The sequence below is a fragment of the Microvirga sp. 17 mud 1-3 genome, from assembly GCF_003151255.1.
GTDB lineage: Bacteria > Pseudomonadota > Alphaproteobacteria > Rhizobiales > Beijerinckiaceae > Microvirga.
Window position 1 is genome coordinate 461,008 of record NZ_CP029481.1, and the last position, 22,336, is coordinate 483,343.

The window sequence follows — 22,336 nt, forward strand, 5'->3', positions numbered from 1 at the left end:
CCCTGGCCCTCCCCACAAGGGGGAGGGAAAGCCGTCGCGCCCGCTTGTTCTTTGTTTGTTCTTGACAGGCTGGTCAAGCTAAGCTATATCCTTGCACACCTGCTCCCGCCGAGGGGCGCGCTCGCGAGGCGTCGCCGAATGCGGGGAGCGGAACGGTCCTGTGGTCCCACCCGACGCAAGGTGGGGCGCAGGTGGCCCCGGCAGAGCCGGAGGTCCGGGCTGGCCCGGCGCCGCGTGCGGTTCTCACCGCAAGGCCGCGTCCGGGCAGTACGTGGACCTTCCGCGGCCGGTCCGCCGAAACAAACCGTGCGCGCTGACGCTTCGGCTCACCGCATTATCCCTCATCCCCTCAGAGCCGGAGCGATCCTCTCGTCCCCCTCGATCCTGCTGTCTCCTCCGGGCTTCACCGCCCGGAGGACGCAGCGGCATGCCTTCAGGGCGCCATCGTCATTCCCAAGCGCTTTCCGTCATTCCGGGGCGCCGCAGGCGAGCCCGGAACCCATAACCCCCAGCGTCTCAGAATGAAGAGCTGTCAGAACCGCTGCGCTTTGTCCTGCATCGCCAGCGTTTATGGGTTCCGGGCCCAGCGCTTCGCGCTGTCCCGGAATGACGGAGGAAGCGCGACACTTCCCCTCCCCTTTGTGGGAAGGGTCAGGGTGGGGGTGTGAGGACTACGGTCTGAAAGTCCTGCGCCAACACCCCCCTCTCCAACTCTTCCCCACAAGGGGGGAGAGGGCGGCATAGCGCCTCCCGCGAACACCCGAAATCCACAGGGGAAGGAGAGTAGGACAGGGCGTGGCACTGGGCCCTTTGGGTCGGATCCGCCTCGCGACTATTTCCTCCGCGCCCGGGGATGGGCCGAATCGAAAGCGTCCATGAGGCGGGTGGCATCGACCTTGGTGTAGAGCTGGGTCGTCGAGAGCGAGGCGTGGCCCAGGAGTTCCTGGATGCCGCGCAGGTCGCCGCCCCGGGCCAGGAGATGGGTCGCAAAGGAGTGGCGCAGGGCGTGGGGTGTCGCGCTGGCCGGCAGGCCGAGGGCGCCGCGCAGCTCCTCCACGGCGAGCTGGATGATTCGCGGCGAGAGCGGGCCGCCTCTCGCGCCGACGAAGAGCGGGCCCTCCGGCGGCAGCGCATAGGGGCACAGGTGGAGATAATCCTCCACGGCCCGCTGGATCGGCGAGATCACGGGGACGCTGCGCATCTTGCCGCCCTTGCCCGTGACCGTGATCGAATCGATGCCGTTGACGGGGGCATCCCGGCGCTGGAGCCCGAGCGCCTCGGAGATGCGCAGACCCGCCCCGTAGAGCAGGGACAGGACCGCCGCGTCCCGCGCCAGGATCCAGGGTTTCCGGTTCTCCCCCGCCCGCAGCTCCGTGTCCGTCACGGCGACGGCGGAGGCGGCCGAGAGGGGGCGGGGCAGGTTCCTGTCGACCTTCGGAGTGCGAATCGCCGCGAAGGCCGAGGCCGTGCCGTGGCCCTCCCGCTCCAGATGGCGCGCAAAGGAGCGAAGCGCCGCGAGCTGGCGCATGAGCGAGCGGCTCTGCACCGATCCCATGCGCCTCGCCGCCAGGAAGGAGCGGATGTCGAGGGGCTTGAGCTCCAGGATCGCCCTCACGGAGGGCGGCTCGCCGAGATGCCCGGTGAGAAAGGTCAGGAACTGCCGCAGGTCGCGGGCATAGGCCTCCACGGTCTTGGGCGAAAGCCGCCGCTCCTTGGCCAGGGAGGCGAGCCACTGCATCGCCTCCTGGCGCGTATCGGCCGCGCCGGGCAGGACGAGATCGAGGGCGGACGGGGAATCGCTGCTTGACATGGTCCCGCTTTATGCAAGGCAGACAGGGTAGAAGGGACAGGTTAATCCGATCCGAATGACGAACCAGGTCGCCGATGTCCTCATTCCGCTCGCGCTGGACACGGCCTACAGCTACGCGGTGCCCGATGGGCTGACCCTCCAGGAGGGGGACGTGGTGCAGGTGCCCCTCGGCACCCGCGAGGTGGCGGGTGTTGTCTGGAGCCTCCGGCCCGGCTCGGGTGCCAATTTCAAGGCCGTGACGGGGCGAATCGAGGCGCCGTCCCTGTCGCCGAACATGCGCAAATTCCTCGATTGGGTCGCCTGGTACACCCTCGCGCCCAAGGGCTCCGCCCTCGCCATGGGGCTCAAGCTCGTGGACGGGGAGCGGCCAGAGGCGGTCCGGGTCGGCGTGCGCCTTGTCGGGACGCTCCCGAAACGGATGACGCCTGCCCGGCAGAGGGTCGTGGATGTGGCCCGGGACGGCCTCGTGCGCCTGAAGCGGGACCTCGCCCAGGAGGCCGGCGTCAGCGCCGGGGTCCTCGACGGCCTGATCGACGAGGGCACCCTGGAGACCGTGACCCTGCTGGCTGAGCCTGCGGCCGACATCCCGGATCCGGATTTCCGCCATAACGATCTCTCGGAGGACCAGCGCGCCGCCGCCGACACTCTGGTGGCGACCCTGGCCGAGGACCATGCGCCCGTGACCCTCCTCGAGGGCGTCACTGGCTCCGGCAAGACAGAGGTTTACTTCGAGGCCGTGGCCGAGGCGATCCGGCAGGGGCGGCAGGCACTGATCCTGATGCCCGAGATCGCCCTCACGGCCCAGTTCCTCGACCGGTTCGCGGCCCGATTCAGCGTCAAGCCCGCCACGTGGCATTCGGGCGTGACGGGCCGCAAGCGCGAGAGGCTCTATGCGGGCATCGCGTCCGGGGACGTGAAGGTGGTGGCGGGCGCCCGCTCGGCCCTGTTCCTGCCCTATGCCGCGCTCGGCCTCATCGTGGTCGATGAGGAGCACGAGACCGCCTACAAGCAGGAGGACGGGGTCCATTACCACGCCCGGGACATGGCGGTGGTGCGCGGGCGGATCGAGAACGCCGCCGTCGTCCTGGCCTCCGCAACTCCCTCCATCGAGAGCCGGGTGAACGTGGAGCGCGGCCGTTACCGCCATGTGCAGCTGCCCGAGCGCTTCGGCGGGCGGCAGCTGCCCCATATCCGGGCCGTCGATCTGCGGCGGGAGCAGGTGCCCAAGGGGCGCTGGTTGTCGCCGGCCCTGGTCGCAGCCATGGAGGAAAATCTGGGCCGGGGCGAGCAGGTGCTCCTGTTCCTCAACCGCCGGGGCTACGCGCCGCTCACCCTCTGCCGGGCCTGCGCCCACCGCTACGAATGCCCCAATTGCTCCGCCTGGCTGGTGGAGCACCGCTTCCGGCGGGCCCTCGTCTGCCACCATTGCGGCCATGTGGAGCGCACGCCCCAGGCCTGCATCGCCTGCGGCAGCATCGATTCCCTGGTCTCCTGCGGACCGGGCGTGGAGCGGATCGCCGAGGAGGTGGCGGAGCTGTTCCCGGACCGGCGCGGCATCGTGCTCTCCAGCGATTTTCCGGGCGGGACCGAGCGCCTGCGCCGGGAGCTCGCGGCCATCGCGGCGGGCGAGTTCGACATCGTGATCGGGACCCAGCTGGTCGCCAAGGGGCACAACTTCCCGCTCATGACCCTGGTCGGCGTGCTCGATGCGGATATCGGCCTGACCTCCGGCGACCCCCGGGCGGCGGAGCGCACCTTCCAGCTCCTCCAGCAGGTCACGGGCCGTGCGGGACGCGGCGAGAAGCCGGGCCGGGCCCTGGTCCAGACCTGGCAGCCGGACCACCCGGTCATCGCGGCCCTGGTCTCGGGCGATGCCGAGCGATTCTACCGGGAGGAGACCCGGGTGCGCGAGTTGGCGGGCCTGCCGCCCTTCGGGCGCCTGGCCTCCCTCATCGTGTCGGCGGCCGAGCGCGAGGCCGCAGAGGCCCATGCCCGGGCCATGGCCCGAATCGCCGAGCCGCCGCCCGGAGTCGCGGTTCTGGGGCCCGCAGAGGCGCCCCTCGCGCTGATCCGAGGCCGCTACCGCTTCCGCCTCCTGGTGAAGACCGAGCGGGAGGTGGACCTCCAGGGCTACCTGCGCGCCTGGATGGCGCGCTGCCCCAAGGCCAAAGGCAATACCCGCGTCACCATCGACGTGGACCCCCAGAGCTTTTTGTGATTCACCGGGTCCGACCCACGAGAGAGAGCATGCCGAAGATCGTCCACTGCATCCGCCACGGCCAGTCCACCTTCAACGCCCATTTCGCCGAGACCGGCTGCGACCCGATGCATCCGGACGCGCCGCTGACGGAGCTGGGCCGCAGGCAGGCGGCCGAGCGGGCCCTGGAGCTGCGGCAGCATTCCTACGAACTCGTGGTGACCTCGCCCCTGACCCGGGCGATCCAGACGACCCTCGGGATCTTCGGAGAGCACCCGGCGACGCCGCCGATCCTCGTCGAGTGCCTGCACAGGGAATCTCTGGAGAGCAGCTGTGACGTGGGCCGGGCCCCGGCCCTCCTGTCGCAGGACTTCCCCCATCTTGCCTTCGACCACCTGGAGGAAATCTGGTGGCACAACGTGGGCGAGCCCGACGAGCGCGGCTTCGTCTGCGAGCCGGCCGAGACCCTCGCGGAGCGGGTCCGGCGGTTCCGCGGCTGGCTTGCGGACCGGCCCGAGAGCTTCATCGCGGTGGTCGGCCATGGAACGTTCTTCTATCACCTGACGGGGCGGCAATTGCAGAACTGCGAGGTCGCAACCCTCGCCCTGTAGGGCCGGCGTCATTCGCCTGCGGCGGAACAGCCTCGGCTCTTGTTCCGCCTCGCCTTGCGCCTGCCGGAAACCCATGCTAGTGCACCGCTGCCTGACGGGCGGAGCGACTTCCCCTCTGGCTCATTTCCACCGACCTGACGGGTTTCCCGAGAGAGCCTTCGCGGCTCGCCCGGTTCGAAGCCCTTAAGACTTGAGAGAGACGATTAAGTGGCGCAAAGCGGTTCGCAAGAAGGACCCCTCCTGTCGGGCGTAGCGATGCGCTACGCCTCGGCGCTGTTCGAACTCGCTCAGGAAGCGAATGCCGTGGACGCCGTCGCGGGCGATCTCGGCCGCTTCGGACGGCTGATTCAGGAAAGCGCGGATCTGCAGCGTCTGATCCGCAACCCGGTCTTCACGGCCGAGGAGCAGGCAGGCGCCATCAGCGCCATCCTCGATCGGGCGGGCGTTTCCGGCCTCGCCGGCAACTTCATCCGGCTCGTGGCGTCCAAGCGCCGCCTGTTCGCCCTGCCGGATATGATCCGGGCCTATGGCGATCTCGTGGCAGACGCCAAGGGCATCGTCCGTGCCCAGGTGACCCTGGCCGAGGCGCCTTCCGACAAGGTGATGAACGATATCAAGGCGGCGCTGCGCGACGTCGCCAAGGCTGACGTCGCCCTCGACGTCAAAATCGACCCGAGCCTCATCGGCGGGCTGATCGTGAAGATCGGCTCCCGCATGGTGGATGCCTCGGTGCGCACCAAACTCAATTCCATTCGTCTAGCGATGAAAGAGGTCCGCTGATGGACATTCGAGCCGCTGAGATCTCCGCGATCCTCAAAGAGCAGATCAAGAACTTCGGCACCGAGGCCGAGGTCACTGAAGTCGGTCAGGTCCTGTCCGTCGGCGACGGCATCGCCCGCTGCTACGGCCTGGACAAGGTTCAGGCCGGCGAGATGGTCGAATTCGAGAGCGGCGTGCGCGGCATGGCCCTCAACCTCGAAACCGACAATGTCGGCGTCGTGATCTTCGGCTCCGACCGCGAGATCGCCGAAGGCCAGACCGTGAAGCGCACCGGCGCCATCGTGGACGTGCCGGTCGGCAAGGGCCTCCTCGGCCGCGTCGTCGACGCCCTCGGCAACCCGATCGACGGCAAGGGCCCGATCCAGGCCACCGAGCGTCGCCGCGTGGACGTGAAGGCCCCGGGCATCATTCCGCGCAAGTCCGTGCACGAGCCCATGGCGACGGGCCTCAAGGCGATCGACGCCCTGATCCCGGTCGGCCGCGGCCAGCGCGAGCTCATCATCGGCGACCGCCAGACCGGCAAGACCGCCGTTGCTCTCGACACGATCCTGAACCAGAAGCCCCTGAACCAGGGCAACGACGAGTCGCAGAAGCTCTACTGCGTCTACGTGGCCATCGGCCAGAAGCGCTCGACCGTCGCTCAGTTCGTGAAGGTCCTGGAAGAGAACGGCGCACTGGAATACTCCATCGTCGTGGCGGCCACGGCCTCCGATCCGGCTCCGATGCAGTTCCTGGCGCCCTTCTCCGGCTGCGCCATGGGCGAGTTCTTCCGCGACAACGGCATGCACGCCGTGATCACCTATGACGACCTGTCCAAGCAGGCCGTCGCCTATCGCCAGATGTCGCTCCTGCTCCGCCGCCCGCCGGGCCGCGAGGCCTATCCGGGCGACGTGTTCTACCTGCACTCCCGCCTTCTGGAGCGCGCCGCGAAGCTCAACGATTCGCAGGGTGCCGGCTCGCTGACCGCTCTGCCGATCATCGAGACGCAGGCGAACGACGTGTCGGCCTATATCCCGACCAACGTGATCTCGATCACCGACGGTCAGATCTTCCTTGAGACGGACCTGTTCTACCAGGGCATCCGCCCGGCCGTGAACGTCGGCCTCTCGGTGTCGCGCGTGGGCTCCTCGGCCCAGACGAAGGCGATGAAGAAGGTCGCGGGCAAGATCAAGGGCGAGCTGGCCCAGTACCGTGAGATGGCGGCCTTCGCCCAGTTCGGCTCCGACCTCGACGCCACGACCCAGCGCCTGCTGAACCGCGGTTCGCGCCTGACCGAGCTCCTGAAGCAGCCGCAATTCTCGCCGCTGAAGATGGAAGAGCAGGTGGCGGTGATCTATGCCGGCGTGAACGGCTATCTCGATGCGCTGCCGCTGAACCGTGTCCGCGCCTTCGAGGACGGTCTGCTCGGCACGCTGCGCAGCAAGCATGCCGACATCCTGGAATCGATCCGCGCGAGCAAGGATCTGTCGAGCGACACCGAAGCGAAGCTCAAGGACGTCGTTCAGGCCTTCGCCAAGTCGTTCTCGTAAGCTTCAACCGGGTCACCGGAGAGGATAGGGCCGCTCGATGCCGAGCTTGAAAGACCTTCGTAACCGCATCGCCTCGGTCAAGGCGACGCAGAAGATCACCAAGGCCATGCAGATGGTGGCCGCCGCGAAGCTGCGCCGTGCGCAGAGTGCGGCGGAAGCCGCGCGTCCCTATGCGGAGCGCATGGCTGTGGTTCTCGGCAACCTCGCGTCCGGCATCACTGTCGGGCCCGAGACGCCGCGGCTCCTGGCCGGAACCGGTTCCGACCAGGTGCATCTCCTGATCGTCTGCACGGCCGAGCGCGGCCTGTGCGGCGCCTTCAACTCCTCCATCGCCCGGCTGGCGCGCGACCACGCCAACCGGCTCATGGCGGAGGGCAAGACCGTCAAGATCATCTGCGTCGGCAAGAAGGGCTACGACATTCTCCGTCGCCAGTTCGGCCAGCAGATCATCGACCTCATCGACCTCCGCTCCGTGCGCCAGATCGGGTTCGAGCAGGGCGAGCAGATCGCCCAGAAGGTGCTCGGCCTGTTCGAGCAGGGCGAGTTCGACGTGGCGACCCTGTTCTACTCGCAGTTCCGTTCGGTGATCTCCCAGATCCCCACGGCGCAGCAGATCGTTCCGGCGCAGATCGAGGCCGGCGCCGGCTCCTCCGACGCCGTCTACGATTACGAGCCCGACGAGGGCGAGATCCTGACGACGCTCCTGCCGCGGAATCTCACGGTGCAGATCTTCCGCGCGCTCCTGGAGAACGCCGCCTCCGAGCAGGGCGCCCGCATGAGCGCCATGGACAATGCGACCCGCAACGCGGGCGAGATGATCAAGAAGCAGACGATGACCTACAACCGGTCGCGTCAGGCGATGATCACCAAGGAACTGATCGAAATCATTTCGGGCGCCGAGGCGCTCTGACGACATCCGAGAGGAGCCAAACATGGCCAATACCGCCAACACTGCCGGCAAGCCGACCGGACGCATCACCCAGGTCATCGGCGCCGTCGTCGACGTGCAGTTCGACGGTCACCTGCCCGAGATCCTGAACGCCCTCGAGACCGACAACCAGGGCAACCGCCTCGTGCTCGAAGTGGCGCAGCAGCTCGGCGAGAACACCGTCCGCTGCATCGCCATGGACACCTCCGAGGGTCTCGTGCGCGGCCAGCCGGTTCTCGACACGGGCGCCCCGATTTCGGTGCCGGTCGGCGCCGCTACCCTCGGCCGCATCATGAACGTGATCGGCGAGCCGGTGGACGAAGCCGGCCCGATCGTCGGCGAAGGCACTCGCGCCATCCACCAGCCCGCTCCTACCTATGCCGAGCAGGCGACCGAGGCGCAGATCCTCGTCACGGGCATCAAGGTCGTCGACCTTCTGGCTCCCTACGCCAAGGGCGGCAAGATCGGCCTCTTCGGCGGCGCCGGCGTCGGCAAGACCGTGCTGATCATGGAGCTCATCAACAACGTCGCGAAGGCGCACGGCGGCTATTCCGTGTTCGCCGGCGTCGGTGAGCGCACTCGTGAGGGCAACGACCTCTATCACGAGATGATCGAGTCGAAGGTGAACGTGGATCCGCGCGAGGCTGGTTCGGCCGCCGGTTCCAAGTGCGCCCTCGTCTACGGTCAGATGAACGAGCCTCCGGGCGCCCGCGCCCGCGTCGCGCTCACCGGCCTGACGGTTGCCGAGAATTTCCGCGACCAGGGCCAGGACGTGCTGTTCTTCGTGGACAACATCTTCCGCTTCACCCAGGCGGGCTCTGAGGTGTCGGCGCTTCTCGGCCGCATCCCCTCGGCGGTGGGCTATCAGCCGACGCTGGCCACCGACATGGGCGCCCTGCAGGAGCGCATCACCACCACGACCAAGGGCTCGATCACCTCGGTGCAGGCCATTTACGTGCCGGCCGACGACCTGACCGACCCGGCGCCCGCGACCTCGTTCGCCCACCTCGACGCCACGACCGTGCTGTCCCGCTCGATCGCCGAAAAGGGCATCTACCCGGCCGTGGACCCGCTCGACTCGACCTCGCGCATGCTCTCGGCCGCCATCGTCGGCGAGGAGCACTACAGCGTCGCCCGTCAGGTTCAGCAGGTTCTCCAGCGCTACAAGTCGCTGCAGGACATCATCGCGATCCTGGGCATGGACGAGCTCTCCGAAGAGGACAAGCTGACGGTGGCCCGCGCCCGCAAGATCGAGCGCTTCCTCTCGCAGCCCTTCCACGTGGCCGAAGTGTTCACCGGCTCGCCCGGCAAGCTCGTTGCCCTCGAAGACACCATCAAGGGCTTCAAGGGCCTGGTGAACGGCGACTACGACCACCTGCCCGAGGCTGCCTTCTACATGGTCGGCACCATCGATGAAGCCATCGAGAAGGCGCAGCGCCTCGCGGCCGAAGCGGCCTAATTCATTCGACACGAGCCGCTCCGGGCCCTCCCGGCCTGGAGCGGTATCCTGATTCAACACCAGAACGTTCCCGGACTTCCGCTTGCTGCGGCCGGATGACGAGGGGCTGATATGGCGACCTTCACCTTCGAACTCGTCTCTCCCGAGCGCGTGCTGTTCTCCGGCGCCGTCGACGCGGTCGTGCTGCCGGCGGTCGAGGGCGACATGACGGTTCTCGCCGGGCACGCGCCGATGATGACCGCTCTCAAGACCGGCTTCCTCGTCGTCACGGATACGCCCGGCAACGGCAAGCGCATCCTCATCCGCGGCGGCTTTGCGGATATCAATCAGAACGGCCTCACCGTCCTGGCCGAAAAGGCTCTTCCGGCCGAGGAGCTGACGCAGGACGTGCTCGACCGTGAGATCCTGCAGGCCGAGATGCAATACGATGCCACCAACGACCTTGCGGCGAAGCACGCGGCGGAAGCAGCCGTGGCCCAGCTTCGAGAGGCCAAGGCGGCTCTCAACTTCTGATCCGAAAACAACCCGGCCCGGCGCCGGGTTTTTTCTTGCTCAAAGGCCCCTGTAGAGCGCCGACGGAACTCTCTCGTCACGGATCTCGGGTGTTCGCAAGAAGCGCTGCGCTGCTCTCCTCCCCACGGATCTCGGGTGTCCCCGAGATCCGCTCCCTCAAGACGCAAGTCGGGAACACCCGACTTGCGGTGGGGAGGAGCTGGAGGTGGGGGTGTGAGCACCAGCCTGGATTCAGTCCTGCGCCGACACCCCCACCCTGGCCCTCCCCACAAGGGGGAGGGAATTCCGTCGCGCTTCGTCCTGATCTCACTGCCCTCACTGCCGGATGCACCCCCGGCGAATCACGTCCCGGACGGTACAGCCCTGCAGCAACAAAAATCCCCGGGGGTGAGCCCGGGGATGATGAAACAGACACGTAAAGCCGTAACCCTGCCTATTCGCCCATAGCGATCAGGTTCGCGTTGCCGCCGGCTGCGGCCGTGTTGACGGTGAGGGTCTGCTCGGTCGCGAAGCGCAGGAGGTAGTGCGGGCCACCCGCCTTCGGGCCCGTGCCCGAAAGTCCATGCCCGCCGAAGGGCTGCACGCCCACCACGGCACCGATCATGTTTCGGTTCACATAAACGTTGCCGACCGAGAGACGGTCGGCGATCTGTGCCACGGTCGCGTCAATGCGCGAATGGACCCCCAGCGTCAGGCCGTATCCCGTGGACTCGATCGCATGAAGCATCTCGTCGAGACGGTTCGCCCGATAGCGGACTACGTGCAGGATCGGGCCGAACACCTCCTCGGCCAGGGCCTGCGGGCGGTCGAGCTCGAAGATATGCGGAGCCACATAGGTGCCGGCCGAAGGCGCCTCGCCCGCGTAATGTACCTTGGCGGACTTCGTCATGGCCCGCACATGGGCCTCGAGCCGCTCCTTCGCCTCGCTGTCGATCACCGGACCGACCTGGGTCGGGACGTCGCGCGGGTCGCCGAGCTTCAGCTCACGGGCGCTGCCGGCGATCATCTCGATCATCCGATCCGCCACATCGTCCTGAACCATCAGGAGGCGCAGGGCCGAGCAGCGCTGGCCGGCGGATCGGAAGGCCGACATGACCACGTCGTCGGCCACCTGCTCCGGCAGGGCCGTGGCGTCAACGATCATGGCGTTGATGCCGCCGGTCTCGGCGATCAGCGGAACGATGGCGCTGTCCTTCGCCGCGAGGGTCCGGTTGATGAGGCGCGCCACCTCCGTCGAACCCGTGAACACGACGCCGGCCACATGGGGGCTCTCAACAAGGCGGGCACCGACGCGCCCGTCGCCCGGAACGAGCTGGAGGGCCGAGACTGGGACGCCGGCCTCATGGAGAATTTTCACGGCGAAGGCCGCAATCAGGGGCGTCTGCTCGGCGGGCTTCGCCACGACCGCATTGCCCGCCATGAGGGCGGCCGTCACCTGGCCGAGGAAGATGGCGAGCGGGAAGTTCCAGGGCGAAATGGCCACGAAGACGCCGCGCCCCCGCAGGCGCAGCACGTTGCTCTCGCCCGTGGGGCCGGGCATCTGCTCCCCAGTGCCGAAGAGCGTCTTGCCCTGCACCGCATAGTAGCGACAGAAATCCACCGCCTCGCGTACCTCGGACACTGCGTCGTCGAGGGTCTTGCCGGCTTCAACCTGGAGGAGATGGAGCAGGGCGCCGCGCCGCTCCTCGAGGAGGTCCGCCGCCCGCTGCAGGGCTCTGGACCGTGTCTCGGCGGCGGTGCGGCTCCAGGGTGTAAAGCCCGCAAGAGCTGCCATCATAGCCTTGTCGGCGGTCTCAGGGGAGGCTTCCGTCACCTCTCCGACCACGCTCGTCCTGTCGATGGGGCTGATGACGGGCCGCTTCTCCCCTGTTGCGGGCTTCCCGTCGATCAGCGGTTCCGCGCGGAAAGCCTGCTTCGAGCCTCTTGCGATCTCGGCCAGAAGCCCTTCGAGGGCGGCACGATGGCCGAATTCCACGCCCCGGGAATTGGCACGGTCCGGCCCGTAGAGGTCCCGGGGCAGGGGCAGCCTCGGGTGCCGCGCCTTGTCGGGCGAGACGATGATGTCGGCGGGGCGCTTGAGGAGCGCCTCCACGGGCGTGTTCTCGTCGGCCGCCACAGATACGAAGGAGGAGTTCGCGCCGTTCTCGAGAAGCCGTCGCACAAGATAAGCCAGGAGGTCCCGGTGGCCGCCGACCGGCGCATAGGTGCGGCAGGCGAGGCCCGGCTCGTCGTCGAGAAGACGCCCATAAAGCGCCTCGCCCATGCCGTGCAGGCGCTGGAACTCGTAGCCCTCCGTCCCGTCGGCGCGCTCGATGATGGAAGCGACGGTCAGGGCGTTATGGGTCGCGAACTGGGGATAGATGCGGGGGCGCAAGGCCAGCAGCTTCTCGGCGCAGGCCATGTAGTTGAGGTCGGTCATCGCCTTGCGGGTGAAGACCGGGTAGTCGTCGAGCCCGCGCTCCTGGGCGCGCTTCACCTCCGTGTCCCAATAGGCGCCCTTGACGAGGCGCACCATCAGGCGCCGGTCGTGGCGCTCCGCCATGGCGGCAATCGCGTCGATCACCGCGCCGGCGCGCTTCTGATAGCCCTGGATGGCGAGGCCGAACCCGCTCCAGTCGGCGAGCGACGGATCGGCCACAACCGCCTCGATCACGTCGAGCGAGAGTTCCAGCCTGTCGGCCTCCTCGGCATCCACGGTGAAGTTGAGCTCATGGGCCTTGGCCTTCTGCGCCAGCTCGACCACGAGAGGCACGAGCTCACGCATGACGCGCTCCCGGCTCGTCGCCTCGTAGCGCGGGTGCAGGGCCGAGAGCTTGACCGAGATGCCGGGGCGGTTCGGCAGGGGCTCGTTGCCGGCCGAGCGGCCGATGGCCTCGATGGCGGCCGCATAGGATTCGAAATAGCGCCGGGCGTCATCGGCCGTGCGGGCGCCTTCGCCCAGCATGTCGAAGGAATAGCGGTAGAGCCGGCCCTTGCTGGAGCCCGCCCGCTTCAGGGCCTCGTCGATGGTCTGGCCCAGCACGAAATGGTTGCCCATCACGCGCATGGCCTGACGCGTCGCGGTGCGCACGGCCGGAAGGCCGAGGCGCTTGGTGAGCTGGCGCAGAATGCCCTCCGGGGTCTCGCCCGGCTGGATGATGCGGGCCGTGATTCCGAGAGCCCAGGCCGAGGCGGAGACCAGGAAGGCGTCGGACTTGGCCTCGTGCCCGGCAAAATCCGCCTGTCCCAGCTTGTCTTCAATGAGACGGTCGGCGGTCGCCGCATCGGGAACCCGCAGCAGCGCTTCCGCCAGGACCATCAGGGCAAGGCCCTCCTTCGTGGACAGCGCATATTCCCGCAGCATCTCCTCGACGCCACCCAGGCCGCCGCCCTTGGCGCGGATCGCCTCGATCAGGCGCGTGGCCCGCTCGTCGATCCGCCGCTCCCGCTCCGAGGACAGGCGCGCGCCGGCCAGAAGCCGGGCGGCGATGGCCTTGTCGTCCTCCGCATAAGGCGGATCGAAGGGCAAAGGGGCGGTCGTGGCGTGGTTCATGGCGTTCTCCCTGAGGTGGGCGGATCATAGGAGAGAGAATGCCGCGCTTCGATGGCAATTTGCGGGAGCTTGCCTTAAGAAAAACGGCGAAACAGCTTCAAGGACGCGAAAATGACGGAGATCGACCGGATCGATCGAAAGATCCTGAAGTGCCTCCAGAGCGAGGGGCGGATCGCCACCGTTGAGCTTGCCGAAAAGGTCGGGCTTTCGCCCACCTCCACGAGCGAGCGCATGAAGCGGCTGCAGCGGGAGGGCTACATCGCGGGGTTCGGGGCCCGGCTCGATCCGCACCGGCTCGGGCTCGAACTTCTGGTCTTCGTGGAAGTGTCCCTGGACAAGACCACGCCCGACGTCTTCGAGAAATTCGCCGCCGCAGTCCGCCGGGCGCCCGAGGTCCTGGAATGCCACATGGTAGCCGGCGGCTTCGACTATCTGGTCAAGACCCGCGTCGCCGACATGGCCGCCTATCGCCACTTCCTGGGCGAGATCCTCCTCGCGCTGCCGGGCGTCAAGGAGACCCGCACCTATGCGGTGATGGAGGAGGTAAAGAGCGACGGGCTGCTGCCGGTTTAGGGCGATCCAAAGAGCAGGTGTCATTCCGGGCCCGCACGTGAAGGCGCGTCCCGGAATGACGAAGGTGATGTCGCTATCGTACGATGTCAGTGGGCATCCAGCTTGGCCGGCTCGTTGCGCGTCTTCCACAGGCTCCAGGCCACGCCTCCGCCGAGAAGGCCGAAGGTCACGCCAAGCGAAACCAGGGCCGGAATCTTGTCGAGGCCGAGGGCATCGGCCAGGAAGATCTTGGTGCCGATGAAAATCAACACCAGCGCGAGGGCGTATTTCAGGTAGTGGAAGCGGTGGACCATGGCCGCGAGGGCGAAGTAGAGCGCGCGCAGGCCGAGGATCGCGAAGATATTCGACGTATAGACGATGAACGGATCCGTCGTGATGGCGAAGATGGCCGGCACCGAATCCACCGCGAAGACCACGTCGGCGATCTCGATGAGAACGAGAGCCAGGAACAGCGGCGTCATGAACCGGGCCGGCCTGCCGGTGGAGGGATGAGGCTTCCTCACGAAGAAATGTTCGCCGTGATGCTCGTCCGTCACGTTGAAGTGCCGACGCATGAAGCGCAGCACGGGATTTCGGGCGATGTCGTAGTCCTTGTCGGAGAAGACCAGCATCTTGATGCCGGTGGCGATCAGGAATGCGGCAAAGACGTAGAGCACCCATGAGAACTGCGCGATAACGGCCGCGCCAAAGCCGATCATGATCGCGCGCAGGACGATGACGCCGAGGATGCCCCAGAACAGCACCCGGTGCTGATAGACCCGCGGCACCGCGAAGAAGCCGAAGATCATCGCGATGACGAAGACGTTGTCCATCGCCAGCGCTTTTTCGAGGGCGAAGCCCGTCAGGTAGTTCAGGCCCGATTCAGGCCCGAGCGTCCACCAGACGAAACCGCCGAAGAGCAGGCCGAGCGTGATGTAGAACGCGCTGAGGAGAAGGCTCTCGCGCACGCCGATTTCCCGGTTCGTGCGGTGGAACACGCCGAGATCGAGGGCGAGGAGAGAAATGACGATGCCGAGAAACGCAAGCCACATCCAGAGAGGCTTGCCGAGCCAGCCGGCGAGGAGAACTTCGAGCATGACCGAACCCATGTGTTGAACCCGTCGGTTCCGACATCACGAATGCGTCCCGCATCCGCCAGAGGGGCCCGGTCACCGACCGTTCCTAAGTGGGAAGGGCTGTCGCCAGGATCAAGGCCCCGTCCGATAAGCCTCTTGAAACCAATGGGCACCATGGCGCTTGACGAGGCGAGCCGATCTGCTTGCATGGGCGGATAACGAATAACGACAGGCCGGAACCGGCAGGGCAGAGGAAGGCCCGCCATCCAGGACCGAAACCAGAGGAGGAAGTGACGTGATGTCCCGGAAGGGTGCAGCCAAGCTGAGAGGGTGGATCGCGGGAATTGCCGCAGGGCTCGCCGCGCTTTGCGCCTCCGCTGCCGTGCAGGCGCAGACGCCCATCCGGTTCAGCCTGGACGGGCGCTGGGAGGGCACGGCCGCTCCCTTCGCGGTGGCGATGGAGAAAGGCTACTTCAAGGCCGAAGGTCTCGACGTCACCATCGAGCCCTCCGCCGGCTCGCGCGAGGCCTTGATGCGGGTAACGGCGGAGAATTTCGAGGCTGCCGTCGCCGACGTGAACGGCTTGGCGCGCCTTTTGCACGACAAGCCCGAAACCGGCGCGATCGCCGTCATGATAATCCAGGACCGCCCGGCCTACGCCATCGTCGGGCGAAAGAGCCGGGGTATTTCGACGGATCTTGCGAGCCTCCAGGACAAGAAGTTCGGCGCTCCGCAGGCGGATGCCGCCTATGCCATGTGGCCGGTGTTCAAGATGGCGAACGCCATCGACGATTCGAGCATGACGTTCGAGAATGTCGGTATGGCCGTCCGCGAGCCGATGCTGGCACAGGGGGAGGTCGATGCGGTCTTCGGCGCGGCGACCACGTCCTACATCAATCTCAAGTCCCGGGGCGTGCCCGTGGAGGATATCGTCACGCTTCTCATGAGCGAGCACGGAGTCGAGGCCTATGGCAGCGCCGTCGTTGTCTCGGAGAAGTTCGCGAAGGACAATCCCGAGGCCGTAAAGGGCCTGCTGCGGGCGATCCTGCGGGGCTTCAAGGATACGGCGAAGGATCCCGAGGGAACCGTCGAGACCGTTCTCGTCCGCAACGACCTCGCGCGGAAGGATGTCGAACTCGAGCGACTGCGCATGGCGCTCGATCAGAACATCCTCACGCCGTGGGTCAAGGAGAACGGGATTGGCGGCATCGACCAAGAGCGCTTCGCGAAGGCCCTCGATCAGATGTCGGCTGCGCTGGAGTACAAGACGAAGCCGAAGGCCGAAGACCTGTTCACGGATGCCTTCCTGCCTCCCGCCGAGGAGCGCAAGATCGCTCCATGAGCCTTTATGGTTCTGGTCTTGTCGGTCCTTTCACGCAAGAGCGGTCCCCGCTTTTGCGCCCGATGATCTAGCGCCTCAGGGAGAGCGGATTGTCCGCAAGGGCCGCGGCATCGGGGGCGTCGACCTGCGGCTTGCCGAGAAAGGCGTTCCAGAGCGTCTCGACGGTTTCCTTCTCCAGGCCGTCGACGATGAAGACCAGCCGGCTGCGCCGGTCCTCGCTCGGCCAGCGCGGAAGGACGGCCGGGACATGGATCACATGCTGCACCCCATGGATGACCACCGGGTGCTCGGGATCCTCGGCCAGGGCGACGAGACCCTTCACGCGCAGGAGCTTCGCGCCCTGCGTCGAGCGCAACAGGTCGAGAAACATGTCGAGGGTGCCCTGCCGGATCGGCTGGTCGCTGGCGAGGCAGAAGGCGCGGATCTGCTCATCATGCCGGTTCACGTCGTGATGGTGTGCGTGCCCATGTCCATGCCCATGCCCAAGCTCGCGTCCATGATGGTGCTCATGCCCGTGCTGATGGTCGTGGCTGCGCCGCTCGGCCTCCTCGATGGCCTCGGTCTTCAGCCATTCGGCTACGTCCGCGATCTTGCCGCCCAGGTCGAACAGGCCGCCTGACACGATGGCCTCGGCCCGTGCATCCGCCGGGAGGATCGTCGCGCCGGGATTGAGCCGGTGGAGACGGTCCTGCAGGTGCGCGAGGCTCTGCGCATCCGACACGAGATCCGCCTTCGTCAGGACGATCCGCTCCGCGACGGCGACCTGCCGCACAGCTTCTGCATGAGCATCAAGAGTGGCTTCCCCGTTCACCGCATCGACGACCGTGACCACGCCCTCGACCGCGTAACGCATCGAGAGATAGGGGTGATAGAGAACCGCATGCAGGATCGGGGCCGGATCCGCGAGGCCGGTCGTCTCGATGACGACCCGGCGGAACGGGGCGATTCGCCCATTGTCGCGCTTGCGTAAAAGATCCTCAAGGGTTGCGATGAGATCGCCCCGCACCGTGCAGCACAGGCAGCCGGCGGAGAGAAGCACCATGTTGTCATCTACCTTCTCGACCAGGAGATGGTCGAGGCCGATCTCGCCGAACTCGTTGATGATGACGACGCTGTCGCGGAGCGACTCATGCTGGAGCAGCCGATTCAGGAGCGTCGTCTTGCCGGCTCCGAGGAAGCCGGTGAGGACGGTCAGCGGGATCGGCGGCACCGGGCCGGTGGGGCGTGAATCCGACATGGGTCAATCCGTGGGTACGACGGGCGCGGTGCGGGACCGCTCGAGGAGAATATTGGTGACGATGGCAGCAAGCACCAGACCGCCGCCGAGGGCCTGGACCGGGCCGATGCTCTCACCGAGGACGAGTGTAGACGCCACGGTCGAGACGACCGGCTCGATGCAGTAGATGATCCCGGCCGCCACCGCGGAGATCCGGCCGAGGGCGACGATCTGGAACAGGAAGCCGATCACGTAGCCGGCGATCGTCATCGCGACCGCGAAGGGCGCAAGGGCGAGGGCGGCGGGCGAGGCCATCTGGCCGGTCAGGGCGCCGGCGATGATCGCGGCCGGCAGGACGATCAGATGGATCCAGAACATCTTGGCGGTCAGGCTCGTCTTCCGGCAGCGGGCCGCCGCGAAAAACTGCGTGGCCGTGGCAGCTGCCGCTCCGAGGGCCAGGACGAGGCCCCGCCAGTCGAGCCCTCCGAAGGCGGGACCGACCACGAGGACGATCCCGAACAGCGCCACGGCCACCACGCCGGACAGGGCCGGCGTCAGCCGCGTGCCCTCGACGAACGGGGAGGCGAGCACGATGAAGGTGGGATAGGCATAGAACAGGACCGCCGCCACCGTGACCGGGATGAAGGCGACTGAGGAAACGTAGCAAAGGCCGACGAAGGCGGTGGATATGCCTAAGACCGCCATCGTGGCCCGCTCCTCCCGGGCGACCGCAAGCGAGTGCCGCAGCGCGACGGCCGCCGCTCCGACCAGCGCCAGCATCAGCAGCACGCGATAGACCACGACGGTCGGGCCGGAGACGCCGCCGAGGGCCGCGACACGGGCATAGACGATGTTGAGGCCGTAGAGGCCGGCCGAGCCCAGGGCGAAAACAAGGCCGCTGGCAGGGGAGGGGACGGACATGGGGGCAATCACGATGGACGGACATCGTTTGCCCGGTTCCCGCGCGATTGCAAGAGCGTGCCGGAGGGCGCCCCCATATACTGCCGGTCAGGCGGCCCGCGCTGCCTGCGCAGGTCCGGTCAATGTGCCGATCAGTTCTTGGCGTTCTTCGCCTTCGCAGGCGCTTCGGCCGCGGCCTGGCTCTTGCCTTTCTCGGGCTTCGCCTTGCCTTTCTGGTCGCTGACAGGCTTCACGCTGATGCTGTCGCGGGCCTTGGTCTTTGGCGTGTCCTTGCCCTTGTCCTTTGAGGCGCTCGCCGTGTCGGCACTTTTGGTCGCCTTGCCCTTGGCGTCCTTGGATTCCTTGGTCGAATCCGAATCCTTGGTGGCCTTCGAGGCTGCCTTCTTGGTGCTCTTCTTGCTTGCTGCCTTCTTGGCCTTCTCGGCGGCTTCCTCCTTGGCGGCCTGGGCCGCAAGCTCGGCCTCGGACGGCGGAGTAAGCCCAACCCAGACCCGCTCCGGCTCAACGGCCGAGCGTGGACCGAGGGTCGTGCGGGTGGGCTGCGCCGTGCCCGCAAAGGCCATCACGTCGGACGAGAAGAGGTTGGGAATGCCCGGGTGGCCGCCATTGGCGACGGTGGTCTGGCTGTCCTCTTCTTCAGGCATGGGCCCGCGGCGGTCGCAAATGACGGAGCGCATGTCCGGAGGCGTGTGGACGGAGGAGGCCGGGAGGGCCGTGAGCGTCGGGTTGGACGATCCGGCGAGGCTGTTGAAGCCCCGGTCGAACAGCTCCGCGGCCTTCATGGTGCGCTCGTTGGCCGAAGGTGCGCCGAGCACCACGGTGATCAGGTGCCGTCCGTTGCGCGTCGCGCTCGCCACCACGTTGAACCCTGCCGAGCAGATGAAGCCAGTCTTCATGCCGTCGGCGCCTGGATAGCGGCCGATGAGGCCGTTGGTGTTGCGCATGATCCGGCGGCCGTACTGGATGGCGCCGATATCGAACAGGCCCTGGTATTCGGGAAAATCGTTGAACAGGGCACGGGCCAGGATTGCCATGTCGCGGGCCGAGGTCTGGTTGCGCTCGTCGGGCAGGCCGTGCGGATTGGCGAAATGGCTCTCGTGCATGCCGAGGGCCTGAGCCTTCTGGTTCATGACCTCGGCAAAGCTCTCGATCGAGCCGCCGAGATTTTCTGCGATAGTCGCCGCGACGTCGTTCGCGGATTTGACCATGATGATCTTCAGGGCGTTGTCGAGGCGGATCTGAGTGCCCGGCTTGAAGCCCATCTTCGAGGGCGGGAGAGCTGCGGCTTCCGGCGAGACGGTGAGCAGCGTGTCCATCTTCGCCTGGCCGGAGCGCACCGCGTCGAGCGCCACATAGGTGGTCATCAGCTTGGTGATGGAAGCCGGGAACCAGGGATCCGTCGCCCGCTCGGCGTGAAGGACGCGGCCCGTCTCGGCCTCGACGACGAGCGCCGGACTGGCCGCCAGGGCCGATCCGCCCATGAGAGCCGCCAGGCTGAAGGCTGTCATACGGAGGGCACGGCTGACGTTCATCAGGAACGACTCCACGAGAGAAACTGGCATGGGGAGGGCTTGCGACGGCCCTGATTGCAGTGGACTATTTTTATGCCTCAAGCCTGGCTTTGGCTAGGCGCAGGCAATAAGTCCTTTCATAGCCACCCTTCATAAGGGATTCCATGGCAAGAGCATGGCAAGAGCCGTGCGGATTCAAGATCGGTATGACCTCCTCCTATCTCTGGATACCCGTGACACTGGCCGCCGCGGCGGCCCAAACCGGCCGGAACGCGACCCAGCGCCGGCTGACGCAGACCATCGGGACCGTGGGCGCGACCCAGGTGCGGTTCCTTTATGGTTTTCCCTTTGCGCTTCTGGCCCTCGGTGCGGTCCGGGTCCTGCTCGGCGAGCCGATCCCGACCCCGACCGGAACCTTCCTGCTGTTCGTCCTGGCCGGCGCGACGGCCCAGATTCTCGCCACGGCGCTGATGCTGGCCGCCATGCGCGAGCGCTCCTTCTCGGTCGTGACGGCCTATATGAAGACCGAGCCGGTACAGGTCGCGCTTTTCGGAATTGTGATCCTGGGCGATGTCCTGTCGGCTGGCGCAGGCCTCGGAATCGCGATCGCGACGCTCGGCGTCGTGCTCATGTCCTTGAAGCCCGGCACGGAATTGAGCGCGGCGGGCCTGCGTCCGACCGTCTACGGCATCGCCTCCGGCGCCTTCTTTGCCCTGGCGGCAATCGGTTTCAGGGGCGCGATCCTGGCCCTGCCGGAGGGATCCTTCGTCATGCGCTCCACCGCCACCCTGGCCTGGGCGCTCGGCACGCAGACTTTCCTTCTCCTGATCTGGCTCGGTCTCTTCGACCGCAAGGCCCTCGTCGAAAGCTTCAAGGCCTGGCGCCCATCCCTCGGTGCAGGCTTCCTTGGCGCACTCGCCTCCCAGTTCTGGTTCATCGGCTTTTCGCTGACCACGGCCGCGAATGTGCGGACCCTGGCCCTCGTGGAGGTGCTGATGGCTCAGGCAGTCTCCCACCGCCTGCTGTCCCAGGCGACGACACGGCGCGAGATTCTCGGCATGGTGCTGATCCTGGCCGGAGTCGGGATGCTTCTCATCGCCCAGCATTGACATAGGGTCCGGCTTGATCCGATAACCAAACGATATATTGGATCAAAGAGAACATTCCCGATGTCCGAGGCGGCCGAAGCCCCCCGCTACCGCAACGTCCAGGTTGGCGACCCGGCCCCCTGGTTCCGCCAGAAGTCGACGAGCAATCCCGATTATGCCTTCGATACGGCGGCCGGCCGGTACATCGTGCTCTGCTTCTACGGAACGGCCTCCGACGAAGCGGGGCGGCGGGCGCTGGCTGCGGCCGAGGGGCCATGTCGCGACCTCTTCGACGACGACAGGATCGCGTTCTTCGGCGTGAGCATGGATCCGGGCGATGCAGCGGAGGGACGAGCCCGCGAGAGCATGCCCGGAATCCGCCATTTCTGGGATTTCGACGGCACCGTTGGGCGCCTTTACGGGGCTCTTCCTGAAGGGGGTCAGACAGCGCCCATATCCATGCGCCGATTCTGGATCGTGCTTAACCCGACTCTGCGCGTGCGGGCCGTATTCCCATTCAGGCCGGATGGCAGCGATTGCGAGGAGGTCGCGGCCTATCTGAGGAATCTCCCGCCGGTGCAATTCTTCGGCGGCTTCGAGATCCCCGCGCCCGTACTGGTGATCCCGGATGTCTTCGAGCCGGCGCTCTGCCGCCACCTGATCGGCCTGTACGAAGCGCATGGCGGCGAGGAATCCGGCTATATGCGGGAGATCGAGGGCAAGACCGTGCCGGTCCACAATCATAGCCACAAGCGGCGCAGGGACTACATCATCGAGGATGACGCCCTGATCCGGCAGCTGCAGGAACGGGTAATCCGCCGCGTCAATCCCGAGATCGCGAAGGTGCATTGCTTCCGCCCGACCCGGATGGAGCGGTACATCGTGTCCTGCTACGCGGCCGAGGAAGGGGGCCATTTTCGGGCGCACCGGGACAACACCACCCGCGGCACCGCCCATCGGCGCTTTGCCCTGTCCATCAATCTCAATTCGGGGTTCGAAGGCGGGGAGGTCCATTTTCCGGAATACGGCCCTCGCGGCTACAAGGCGCCGGCCGGCGGGGCGGTGGTGTTTTCCTGCGCGCTTCTCCATGCCGTGTCCCGGGTCACGGAAGGGCGGCGCTTCGCCTTTCTGCCCTTCCTCTATGACGAGGCTGCGGCCAAGGTCCGGGAGGCCAACAATGCCCATCTCGGCGAGGAGGTCGGGGCCTACAAGGCATAGCTCTCTGCTCACAACGATCTTGCCGACGGGGCGCTTGCGGCCCATTCTCAAGG

General features: G+C 66.7%; 17 protein-coding genes. 11 read left to right on the top strand and 6 right to left on the bottom strand.

From position 1 onward, the window contains the following. Positions 1 to 832: 832 nt before the first annotated feature. The gene (locus C4E04_RS02125; RefSeq protein ID WP_109594512.1) at positions 833 to 1,810 is read right to left on the bottom strand and encodes a tyrosine recombinase XerC; all 978 of its coding nucleotides are present in this window, start codon (positions 1,808 to 1,810) and stop codon (positions 833 to 835) included. Positions 1,811 to 1,865: 55 nt separating this feature from the next. Between C4E04_RS02125 and C4E04_RS02130 the strand changes: the two genes are divergently transcribed. The 7 genes from C4E04_RS02130 (at position 1,866) to C4E04_RS02160 (ending at position 9,827) form a co-directional block, all read left to right on the top strand. Continuing rightward, the gene (locus C4E04_RS02130; RefSeq protein ID WP_109594514.1) at positions 1,866 to 4,028 is read left to right on the top strand and encodes a primosomal protein N'; all 2,163 of its coding nucleotides are present in this window, start codon (positions 1,866 to 1,868) and stop codon (positions 4,026 to 4,028) included. A 29-nt stretch (positions 4,029 to 4,057) separates the two neighbouring features. Then, a complete protein-coding gene (locus tag C4E04_RS02135; protein WP_109594516.1) occupies positions 4,058 to 4,618 on the top strand; it encodes a histidine phosphatase family protein in 561 nt (186 codons plus the stop codon). A gap of 207 nt (positions 4,619 to 4,825) precedes the next feature. Then, a complete protein-coding gene (locus tag C4E04_RS02140; RefSeq protein WP_109594518.1) occupies positions 4,826 to 5,398 on the top strand; it encodes a F0F1 ATP synthase subunit delta in 573 nt (190 codons plus the stop codon). Then, the gene (gene atpA / locus C4E04_RS02145) at positions 5,398 to 6,927 is read left to right on the top strand and encodes a F0F1 ATP synthase subunit alpha (RefSeq protein WP_109594520.1); all 1,530 of its coding nucleotides are present in this window, start codon (positions 5,398 to 5,400) and stop codon (positions 6,925 to 6,927) included. Before C4E04_RS02140 ends, atpA begins: the two co-directional genes overlap by 1 nt. 37 nt (positions 6,928 to 6,964) lie before the next feature. Further along, on the top strand, positions 6,965 to 7,837 hold the full coding sequence (locus C4E04_RS02150; RefSeq protein ID WP_109594522.1) for a F0F1 ATP synthase subunit gamma: 873 nt from the start codon (positions 6,965 to 6,967) through the stop codon (positions 7,835 to 7,837). Positions 7,838 to 7,859: 22 nt separating this feature from the next. Then, positions 7,860 to 9,314, top strand: a complete 1,455-nt coding sequence (gene atpD, locus C4E04_RS02155; protein WP_109594525.1) for a F0F1 ATP synthase subunit beta — start codon at positions 7,860 to 7,862, stop codon at positions 9,312 to 9,314. Between the two features lie 111 nt (positions 9,315 to 9,425). After that, entirely contained in the window at positions 9,426 to 9,827 is a 402-nt protein-coding gene (locus C4E04_RS02160; RefSeq protein ID WP_109594527.1) for a F0F1 ATP synthase subunit epsilon, read from the top strand. 433 nt (positions 9,828 to 10,260) lie between these two features. Here the strand turns inward: C4E04_RS02160 and putA are convergent, their stop codons facing one another. Further along, positions 10,261 to 13,359 carry a bifunctional proline dehydrogenase/L-glutamate gamma-semialdehyde dehydrogenase PutA gene (gene putA, locus C4E04_RS02165; protein ID WP_109594529.1) on the bottom strand — a complete coding sequence of 1,033 codons (3,099 nt, stop codon included), beginning with the start codon at positions 13,357 to 13,359 and terminating at the stop codon, positions 10,261 to 10,263. 111 nt (positions 13,360 to 13,470) lie between these two features. On the opposite strand from putA, the gene C4E04_RS02170 reads away from it, so the two are divergent. Then, positions 13,471 to 13,932 (top strand): Lrp/AsnC ligand binding domain-containing protein, encoded by a 462-nt coding sequence (locus tag C4E04_RS02170; RefSeq protein WP_109594531.1) that lies wholly within the window; start codon positions 13,471 to 13,473, stop codon positions 13,930 to 13,932. An 86-nt stretch (positions 13,933 to 14,018) separates the two neighbouring features. On the opposite strand, the gene C4E04_RS02175 is transcribed toward C4E04_RS02170, so the two are convergent. Continuing rightward, positions 14,019 to 15,008, bottom strand: coding sequence for a TerC family protein (locus C4E04_RS02175; RefSeq protein ID WP_109600676.1), 990 nt, complete (start codon positions 15,006 to 15,008; stop codon positions 14,019 to 14,021). A 277-nt stretch (positions 15,009 to 15,285) separates the two neighbouring features. Between C4E04_RS02175 and C4E04_RS02180 the strand changes: the two genes are divergently transcribed. Next, positions 15,286 to 16,329 (top strand): ABC transporter substrate-binding protein, encoded by a 1,044-nt coding sequence (locus C4E04_RS02180; protein ID WP_109594533.1) that lies wholly within the window; start codon positions 15,286 to 15,288, stop codon positions 16,327 to 16,329. Positions 16,330 to 16,396: 67 nt separating this feature from the next. Here the strand turns inward: C4E04_RS02180 and C4E04_RS02185 are convergent, their stop codons facing one another. The 3 genes from C4E04_RS02185 to C4E04_RS02195 all read right to left on the bottom strand — a co-directional run bounded on the left by C4E04_RS02185 (position 16,397) and on the right by C4E04_RS02195 (position 19,998). Further along, positions 16,397 to 17,566, bottom strand: a complete 1,170-nt coding sequence (locus C4E04_RS02185; protein WP_109594535.1) for a GTP-binding protein — start codon at positions 17,564 to 17,566, stop codon at positions 16,397 to 16,399. Between the two features lie 3 nt (positions 17,567 to 17,569). Beyond that, entirely contained in the window at positions 17,570 to 18,466 is an 897-nt protein-coding gene (locus C4E04_RS02190) for a DMT family transporter (RefSeq protein WP_109594537.1), read from the bottom strand. A 131-nt stretch (positions 18,467 to 18,597) separates the two neighbouring features. After that, positions 18,598 to 19,998: a D-alanyl-D-alanine carboxypeptidase family protein gene (locus tag C4E04_RS02195; RefSeq protein ID WP_245416206.1), complete on the bottom strand. Its 1,401-nt coding sequence runs from the start codon at positions 19,996 to 19,998 to the stop codon at positions 18,598 to 18,600. Between the two features lie 185 nt (positions 19,999 to 20,183). On the opposite strand from C4E04_RS02195, the gene C4E04_RS02200 reads away from it, so the two are divergent. Then, positions 20,184 to 21,086, top strand: coding sequence for a DMT family transporter (locus C4E04_RS02200; protein ID WP_109594539.1), 903 nt, complete (start codon positions 20,184 to 20,186; stop codon positions 21,084 to 21,086). A gap of 60 nt (positions 21,087 to 21,146) precedes the next feature. Further along, positions 21,147 to 22,283: a 2OG-Fe(II) oxygenase gene (locus C4E04_RS02205; RefSeq protein WP_109594541.1), complete on the top strand. Its 1,137-nt coding sequence runs from the start codon at positions 21,147 to 21,149 to the stop codon at positions 22,281 to 22,283. Positions 22,284 to 22,336 lie beyond the last annotated feature (53 nt).

Coding starts and splice junctions, on each gene's coding strand:
- C4E04_RS02125 (WP_109594512.1), bottom strand. CDS start 1,810: ATGTCAAGCAGCGATTCCCCGTCCGCCCTCGATCTCGTCCTGCCCGGC.
- C4E04_RS02130 (WP_109594514.1), top strand. CDS start 1,866: ATGACGAACCAGGTCGCCGATGTCCTCATTCCGCTCGCGCTGGACACG.
- C4E04_RS02135 (WP_109594516.1), top strand. CDS start 4,058: ATGCCGAAGATCGTCCACTGCATCCGCCACGGCCAGTCCACCTTCAAC.
- atpA (WP_109594520.1), top strand. CDS start 5,398: ATGGACATTCGAGCCGCTGAGATCTCCGCGATCCTCAAAGAGCAGATC.
- C4E04_RS02150 (WP_109594522.1), top strand. CDS start 6,965: ATGCCGAGCTTGAAAGACCTTCGTAACCGCATCGCCTCGGTCAAGGCG.
- atpD (WP_109594525.1), top strand. CDS start 7,860: ATGGCCAATACCGCCAACACTGCCGGCAAGCCGACCGGACGCATCACC.
- C4E04_RS02160 (WP_109594527.1), top strand. CDS start 9,426: ATGGCGACCTTCACCTTCGAACTCGTCTCTCCCGAGCGCGTGCTGTTC.
- putA (WP_109594529.1), bottom strand. CDS start 13,359: ATGAACCACGCCACGACCGCCCCTTTGCCCTTCGATCCGCCTTATGCG.
- C4E04_RS02170 (WP_109594531.1), top strand. CDS start 13,471: ATGACGGAGATCGACCGGATCGATCGAAAGATCCTGAAGTGCCTCCAG.
- C4E04_RS02175 (WP_109600676.1), bottom strand. CDS start 15,008: ATGCTCGAAGTTCTCCTCGCCGGCTGGCTCGGCAAGCCTCTCTGGATG.
- C4E04_RS02180 (WP_109594533.1), top strand. CDS start 15,286: ATGTCCCGGAAGGGTGCAGCCAAGCTGAGAGGGTGGATCGCGGGAATT.
- C4E04_RS02185 (WP_109594535.1), bottom strand. CDS start 17,566: ATGTCGGATTCACGCCCCACCGGCCCGGTGCCGCCGATCCCGCTGACC.
- C4E04_RS02190 (WP_109594537.1), bottom strand. CDS start 18,466: ATGTCCGTCCCCTCCCCTGCCAGCGGCCTTGTTTTCGCCCTGGGCTCG.
- C4E04_RS02195 (WP_245416206.1), bottom strand. CDS start 19,998: ATGAACGTCAGCCGTGCCCTCCGTATGACAGCCTTCAGCCTGGCGGCT.
- C4E04_RS02200 (WP_109594539.1), top strand. CDS start 20,184: ATGACCTCCTCCTATCTCTGGATACCCGTGACACTGGCCGCCGCGGCG.
- C4E04_RS02205 (WP_109594541.1), top strand. CDS start 21,147: ATGTCCGAGGCGGCCGAAGCCCCCCGCTACCGCAACGTCCAGGTTGGC.